Below are 6,910 nucleotides of genomic sequence, written 5' to 3' on the forward strand. Positions count from 1 at the left end.
GAGAGGAAATTATGCTTCAACACGTTTTTCGTCACGCGACCGCCGCGGCGCTGGGAGCAGGCGCAATGCTCCTGTGCACCACGCTCGATGCGGCTTCTCTGCCGCAGGTCTCCTCGGTCGTGGTCAAAACCCGCGCACCGCAGAATGAACTCGTCGCAGTCTGGTACCGGGTGCCGAAAAATTACCACCCGCGCCAGCAGCAGATGTCCCGGGTGCTGGTCCTCTTCGGCGGACGCAACAGTTCCGGCAAAGGCATGGCCGCCGGCGGGCTCGGCTGGGGGAAGTGGGCCGACGAAAACAACGCCTTTCTCGTCTCCCCCGATTTTAAAAACGACAACTACTGGGAACCGGAAGAGTGGTCCGGCAAAGCTCTGTTCAACGCTTTGCAGAAGATCAAAAAGGATTACAACATCTGCACCGACAAGCTTCTCTTCTACGGATTCTCCGCCGGCAGTCAGTGTTCCAATTTGTTTCCCGCCTGGAGACCTCAGCTTGCCCGCGCATGGGTGTCGCACGCCTGCGGCGTATTCCATGAACCGACCGCCGGAATGCGTTCCGTCCCCGGCCTTGTCACCTGCGGCGACGCCGACGCCCAGCGCTATGTCATCAGTCGCAATTTCGTCGAAAAATACCGCAAAAAAGGATGCAACATCATCTGGAGATCCTTCCCCAACCATCCGCACGACGTCCCGCCGGACTCCCTCCGGCTCGCCCGTGAATTCCTGACATATTACCATAAAATTTATTCGTCAGATTTAACAGGGAGAGGCTCCCGGCGCGACACGCCGCCGGTATACCCCTACATCGGTGACGATCAGGAGGGAGTTTTCTATCCCGCCAACTCCCCCAAAGCGAAAAACATTTTACCGGAAGATCGTGTTCTGCTGCCCGCTCTCACCATCGCCCGGGCCTGGGGAGTGCCGGAATGATCCCCCGCTCCTTTCGTCTTCTGATCTTTCTTCTGCTCCTCGGCTCCGCGGCCTTCGGCGTCGCCGCCGCCACTCTGACTGTCGACGACGTCGAATTCGCCTACCGGCTGCCTGCCGGACCGCCGCAGGCAATCATGGTCCTTTTCGGCGGACGAAACTGGAAGGGTGACGACACGCTGAAACGCTTCCGCTTCGATGAGCTGGCCGATCGACACGGGCTGATCCTGCTCTCTCCCTCTTTCCGCGACCGCAATTACTGGGAACCGGAAAAGTGGTCCGGCCCCGCGCTCAAACGCGCCGTTGCCGAGCTGGAACGCCGCTGCCGTATGCCGTCGCGCCGACTGCTCCTCTACGGTTATTCCGCCGGAGGGCAATGCGCCAACCTCTTCTACGCCTGGATGCCGGAAAAGGTCGCCGCATGGGGTGCCCATGCCTGCGGCGTCTACTTTACCGGAAAGGTCAAAAATCCCGCCCCTGCCCTGGTCACCTGCGGCACCCTCGACGACGCCCGTTGGAGCATCAGCCGCACCTTCATTTCCAATTACCGTGAAAACGGCGGGAAACTGCTCTGGAAATACAGTCGCAACGGTCACGAACTCTCCCCGCAGACACTCGAACTTGCCCGCGCATGGTTCGACGCCCTGCTGACCGGGGGGAAAAATCAGTTCGTCGCCGATGACGACTCCCGCGAAGTCCTGCCGATCAGCCGGAAACATGAAATCGACCCGGAATATCGTAACGAAATTCCCAACCGGGACGTTCTTGATCTGTGGCTTAAATGATGGAATTCACATACGACGGCATGGTGCGGTGGGGATTCGGGTTTTACAACCCCAATCACGCCGCCGCCTTGTTCGCGGCCCTGCTCCCCTTCTTGTGGGCCGCCTGGGAACGATTTCCACGCCCCGCCTGCCGGATTCCGGTTGCGGCGGCCACTCTGCTCACCTTCGCCGCCCTTGCCCTCACCTTCTCCCGGACCGGGGCGGCGGTCGCGGTTCTCGAACTGGTTCTCTATTTCGGCTGTCGGAAGTATTCCGCCGTCTCCCTCCGCCGAGGCGGCATCCTGCTGATCGCGCTGTTTCTCGCCTTTCTCGCCGCCGGTGCTCTGGCCCGGTTCACGCTCGACCGCGCAGCAACCAACCGGCTCGCCATCTGGCAGGCGGGGGCCGCACTTTTCGCCGCCAATCCTCTCGGCGTCGGTCACGGTAATTCCGGCGCAATCGCCTCTGCCTTTCTGCTGCCTCCCCGGATCGTCTGCCGCACGCTGGTCAATTCGCATCTGACGTTGCTGGTTGAATACGGAATCTTCGCTGGGGTTCTCTGGCTCGGCACTCTCTTCTACGCCCTGCTCAACGGTTCCCGCCATCCGGCGGCACGCACGGCCCTCATCGGACTGGCGGCCTCCGCTTTTTCAAGTTCAATCTTCGATGGAGGAATCCTGTTTGATTTCCACGGAGCCGGCGGACTGTCACGTCTGAATCAATGTCTCTCCTGGGGACTGTTGTTTTTCTATCTCGGCCTGATTGTATTTCTCTCTCTCGGCCGGTTTCACCTCAGACGGGCGGCAATTGCCGCATCCGCCGCGTTGCTGCTGCCGGTGTCGCTGTTTCTGTTCTCCTCTCCTCAAACCCCGAAAGTGCTTGAGGGAGAATTTCTCCGTCTGCCCGGGACCTCGACTTCCCTGGCTCTTTACGACAACGCATTCACTCTGCGCGAATGCGCCACCCTTCTGCCAGAAGGCGGAATCCTGCCCATTCATTCCGCTGAACTTCGCGCCGACACACCGTTCCCCGCCAGCACCCGACTCATCCTCTTCGGTGAATGTGCCCATTTTTCCTCCCGCTATCCGCATGCGGAGGTTACGTTGGTCGCACCTCCGCCGCATTTCGTTCTGCCGGGAAATATCCAGCGGGTGCTTCTGACGCGTTATGCGGAAAACGACCTGCTCGAACTCCAGGCTCAAGCACGTGATATTCCCTGTGACTACGCTCTGTGATAGTTTAGATTCATGAGCGGGAACCATACCGAAGCGAAAAATTCCGGCTTCTGCGGGAGGCGGGCGGGGCGGAGGCGGATATTCGAGCTTCCGCAAGGGGTTGATGCTCGCGGGAGCTGGAGGGCCGGACGCCCTCCTGACCTCTTCGAATGGGAGAAGGCGGTGCCGGAGTGAAAATTTTCGGCGTCTGCGGAACGCGGTCGGGGCGGAGGCGGATATTCGAGCTTCCGCAAGGGGTTGATGCTCGCGGGAGCTGGAGGGCCGGGCGCCCTCCAGACCTCCCCGCCCGTGAGAAGTCGGATGTCGGTTGATACGAATCCGCACGCGGCCCTCGCGGGCCTTACTTGTCGGGCTTCGCCCGCCAACTCCTCAATCGCCGGAGCGGCTCCGCTCGACTCCGTTCGACTGCGTCGCAATCGCTCCTTGCTGCTTTGCGAAACGCAAAGCAGTTCTCTCACATGCGCTCGCGGCGCTGACCGCGCTTAATGGGGCGCGGTCAAAGCCGTAGAGATATGCTTCGCGGCGCTGACCGCGCTTGGGCCCGTAAGAAGACCGGGGTACGGTGGAAATTCCCCTCGCGGCGCTGAACGCTCTGATTTGTGTACAAAAAACCTAAAAATTTATCAAAAAAAAATCCGGCCCCTTCCCTCGGAAGAAGCCGGAATTTTCGTACCGGACAAGCCTTACTTGGCCTCGGCAACCGCCACCGCGACGGCGACCGAAGCGCCGACCATCGGGTTGTTGCCCATACCAATCAGACCCATCATTTCGACGTGCGCCGGAACACTCGACGAACCCGCAAACTGCGCGTCGCCGTGCATACGGCCCATCGTGTCAGTCATGCCGTAGCTCGCCGGACCGGCAGCCATGTTGTCCGGATGCAGCGTGCGGCCGGTGCCGCCGCCGGAGGCCACGCTGAAGTATTTGCGGCCGTGCTCGATCGCCCACTTCTTGTAGGTGCCGGCAACCGGATGCTGGAAGCGGGTCGGGTTGGTCGAGTTCCCGGTGATGGAGACATCCACACCTTCCTTGATCATGATCGCCACGCCTTCGGAAACATCATCCGCACCGTAGCACTTCACCGCCGCCTTCGGGCCCTGCGAGAACGCCTTCTCGCTCACAACCTTCAGCTCGCCGGTGGCGTAGTCGTATTCGGTTTCCACGTGGGTGAAGCCGTTGATCCGGCTGATGATGTAGGCCGCGTCCTTGCCGAGGCCGTTCAGGATAACCCGGAGCGGCTCCTTGCGGACCTTGTTCGCGGTCTTGGCGATGCCGATCGCACCTTCGGCGGCCGCGAACGACTCGTGACCGGCGAGGAAGCAGAAGCAGCGGGTCTCTTCCCGCAGCAGCATCGCAGCGAGGTTGCCGTGGCCGAGACCGACCTTGCGGGAATCCGCCACCGAACCCGGAATGCAGAACGCCTGCAGACCGATGCCGATGTTCTCCGCCGCTTCGGCAGCGTTCTTCGAACCCTTCTTCAGCGCGATCGCCGCACCGAGGGTGTAAGCCCAGACCGCGTTCTCAAACGCGATCGGCTGCACGCCGCGGACGATCTCTTCCACATTGATTCCCTTGGCAAGGCAGAGGTCGCGGGCCGCTTCGAGCGACTCAATGCCGTACTCTTTCAGCGCCTTTTCGATCTGTTTGATCCGGCGTTCATATCCTTCAAACTGTACGCTCATGGTGTGAACTCCTTATTCCTTGCGCGGGTCGATTTTCTTGACGGCCTCGTCGAAGCGGCCGTAGCTCTTGACGTTGTCGGCAAAGGCCTTCGCAGGTTCCACGCCCTTGCGGATCGCCTCCATCATCTTGCCGAGATGGACGAACTTGTAACCGATGATCTCGCTGTTCTCATCGAGGCCGATTTCCAGAACATAGCCTTCGGCCATTTCGAGATAGCGCGGTCCCTTCTCCAGCGTCGAGAACATCGTACCGACCTGGGAACGCAGCCCCTTGCCGAGGTCCTCAAGGCCGGCGCCGATCGGCAGCCCGCCCTCGCTGAACGCAGTCTGGCTGCGACCGTAGACGATCTGCTTGAAAAGTTCACGCATCGCGACGTTGATCGCATCGCAGACAAGGTCGGAATTCAACGCTTCGAGAATGGTTTTGCCGGGGAGAATTTCCGCCGCCATCGCCGCCGAGTGGGTCATGCCGGAGCAGCCGAGCGTCTCGACCAACGCCTCCTGAATCACGCCATCCTTGACGTTGAGCGTCAGTTTGCAGGCGCCCTGCTGGGGAGCGCACCAGCCCACGCCGTGGGTCAGACCGGAGATATCGGTGATCTGTTTGGATTTAACCCATTTCCCCTCTTCCGGAATCGGGGCCGGACCATGCTTGGCGCCTTTGGCGACGCGGCACATCTGCTCCACTTCGTGCGAGCACTGATACGGACAACTCATGTTGGTTCTCCTGGTTGGTTGTTTCTTGAATGCAGCAATCTGCCTGTAAGATTGATAATATACACCATTTTTCCAAAAATTCACGCGATTTCCGTCAAATTCTCCAATCAACCGGCGGAGGGAGTTCCCGCTTTGCATTTTCTCCCACCGGGAGATATATTAGAGGCGGCTGTTGCGGAAAATCCCGACGCCGGAACGAAGGAGTGAATATGAGAGGAAAAATGCTGCTGTTTCTGGCCGGAATTCTCTTCGCGGCCGCCGTTTGCGCCGATGATGTCGAGGGCGTTCCCGTCAAGGGGAAAAATGGAGAAGTCGAAGCGATCCGCTTCGATTTTCAGAAAACCGCACTCGACGACGACGGGTATCCCGCCGGCTGGACCTACAAGGGGAAATTCCGCACCCCCGACGTGCGTTACGCCATCGAAAAGGATTCCGAACTCGGTCACCCGGTGCTGGTCATCCGCTCCCCGAAGGCGACCGGCGTCATCATGGCGGACATCTCCGGAATCGACCTTGCAAAATACCCGATCATGCGCTGGCGCTGGAAAGCGGTCCAGCTCCCGGCAGGCGCCGACGCCCGGGTGAAAGCCAAAGACGATCAGGGCATCGCCATCTACGTCGGCTACGGGCGCTTCCGGCAGACCAGCTGCTCCTACACCTGGGAGACGGTCACGCCGAAGAATCTGACCGGCAAAGCGGTCTACAACGGGCTGGTCACCGTCCACTGGCGCTCGCTCCGCAACCAGGAGGACAAGCTCAACACCTGGTACACCGAGGAGGTCAACCTCTATCAGGATCTGAAAGAAAAACTCGGGAAGGTTCCGGACGGGCTCGCGCTGAGCATCTCCTCCAACAGCCAGTACACCGGCACCGACGCGGAAGCGATGATCGACTACATCGAGTTCCGCCGGGCGAAATAGAAGGCGGTCCCGCCGTCATCGACAGGGAAAATATTCGTAACGGATGCGGTCGCCGGGAAATCCGGCAGCCGGTTCCCGGCCGCACCCCCGGAAACCGGCCCGCTCATACATCCGTTGTGCCGGAAGCAGCGGCGCACTGGTGACGACGAAAATTTTCCGGGGCCGCGCAACGGAGATCCGACGGAGCGCCTCCCGCATCTGCCGTGTTCCGAATCCCCTCCCCTTCCAGTCGGGACGAATGCAGTTGTGGCCGATTTCAACCGACTCCGGGAAACGGCGCGGGTCCCAGCTGACGAATCCGCTCGGCGAACTGTCCAGCACGGAAAAGAAGCCGCAGAAATCGGCGTTTTCCGGGTGGTCAAAGAAGAACGCGTCGAACTCCCGCCAGCTTCCGCCATACGCCTTTTCCCAGCGGGGATCAAAGGAGCAGGCCTTCCTCAGCAGCGCGACGAGCGTGCCGCGCGGAAACAGTGTGATCTTCTGAAAGCTCCACTTCATAAAATCCTCCTCTCAGTCTGGTGTTGCACTATCCCCTGTTCCTCCCCGTCTGTCAGGTCTCACCACATACTCCACGTTTTCCTCCTCTGCCTTTTATTCTGCAGAAACGGTTCTCTCTTAAATTGTATACATACAATTATTTTTTAACTAATTGCATACATACCATTG

The 6,910-nt window shown here is 59.9% G+C and carries 7 protein-coding genes; 4 read left to right on the forward strand and 3 right to left on the reverse strand.

The genetic code is table 11. From position 1 onward, the window contains the following. The 3 genes from ACMLHG_RS10790 to ACMLHG_RS10800 all read left to right on the forward strand — a co-directional run. On the forward strand, window positions 1–929 hold a 929-nt coding region (locus ACMLHG_RS10790), incomplete at its 5' end, for a hypothetical protein (protein WP_417170503.1). Continuing rightward, a complete protein-coding gene (locus tag ACMLHG_RS10795) occupies window positions 926–1,711 on the forward strand; it encodes a hypothetical protein (RefSeq protein WP_417170504.1) in 786 nt (261 codons plus the stop codon). The genes ACMLHG_RS10790 and ACMLHG_RS10795, both read left to right, overlap by 4 nt. Beyond that, the gene (locus tag ACMLHG_RS10800) at window positions 1,708–2,925 is read left to right on the forward strand and encodes an O-antigen ligase family protein (protein WP_417170505.1); all 1,218 of its coding nucleotides are present in this window, start codon (window positions 1,708–1,710) and stop codon (window positions 2,923–2,925) included. Before ACMLHG_RS10795 ends, ACMLHG_RS10800 begins: the two co-directional genes overlap by 4 nt. A 683-nt stretch (window positions 2,926–3,608) precedes the next feature. Here ACMLHG_RS10800 and ACMLHG_RS10805 read toward each other — a convergent pair. Both ACMLHG_RS10805 and ACMLHG_RS10810 read right to left on the reverse strand, forming a co-directional pair. After that, entirely contained in the window at window positions 3,609–4,607 is a 999-nt protein-coding gene (locus tag ACMLHG_RS10805) for a GGGtGRT protein (RefSeq protein ID WP_294437207.1), read from the reverse strand. Window positions 4,608–4,619: 12 nt separating this feature from the next. Continuing rightward, window positions 4,620–5,324 carry an iron-sulfur cluster assembly scaffold protein gene (locus tag ACMLHG_RS10810; RefSeq protein ID WP_294437209.1) on the reverse strand — a complete coding sequence of 235 codons (705 nt, stop codon included), beginning with the start codon at window positions 5,322–5,324 and terminating at the stop codon, window positions 4,620–4,622. A gap of 209 nt (window positions 5,325–5,533) precedes the next feature. On the opposite strand from ACMLHG_RS10810, the gene ACMLHG_RS10815 reads away from it, so the two are divergent. Beyond that, window positions 5,534–6,244, forward strand: a complete 711-nt coding sequence (locus ACMLHG_RS10815; RefSeq protein WP_295809923.1) for a DUF3047 domain-containing protein — start codon at window positions 5,534–5,536, stop codon at window positions 6,242–6,244. A gap of 15 nt (window positions 6,245–6,259) precedes the next feature. On the opposite strand, the gene ACMLHG_RS10820 is transcribed toward ACMLHG_RS10815, so the two are convergent. Continuing rightward, entirely contained in the window at window positions 6,260–6,742 is a 483-nt protein-coding gene (locus ACMLHG_RS10820) for a GNAT family N-acetyltransferase (protein ID WP_417170506.1), read from the reverse strand. Window positions 6,743–6,910: the final 168 nt, after the last annotated feature.

This window comes from Victivallis sp., from assembly GCF_048170485.1.
Classification (GTDB): domain Bacteria; phylum Verrucomicrobiota; class Lentisphaeria; order Victivallales; family Victivallaceae; genus Victivallis.

Coding starts and splice junctions, on each gene's coding strand:
- ACMLHG_RS10795 (WP_417170504.1), top strand. CDS start 926: ATGATCCCCCGCTCCTTTCGTCTTCTGATCTTTCTTCTGCTCCTCGGC.
- ACMLHG_RS10800 (WP_417170505.1), top strand. CDS start 1,708: ATGATGGAATTCACATACGACGGCATGGTGCGGTGGGGATTCGGGTTT.
- ACMLHG_RS10805 (WP_294437207.1), bottom strand. CDS start 4,607: ATGAGCGTACAGTTTGAAGGATATGAACGCCGGATCAAACAGATCGAA.
- ACMLHG_RS10810 (WP_294437209.1), bottom strand. CDS start 5,324: ATGAGTTGTCCGTATCAGTGCTCGCACGAAGTGGAGCAGATGTGCCGC.
- ACMLHG_RS10815 (WP_295809923.1), top strand. CDS start 5,534: ATGAGAGGAAAAATGCTGCTGTTTCTGGCCGGAATTCTCTTCGCGGCC.
- ACMLHG_RS10820 (WP_417170506.1), bottom strand. CDS start 6,742: ATGAAGTGGAGCTTTCAGAAGATCACACTGTTTCCGCGCGGCACGCTC.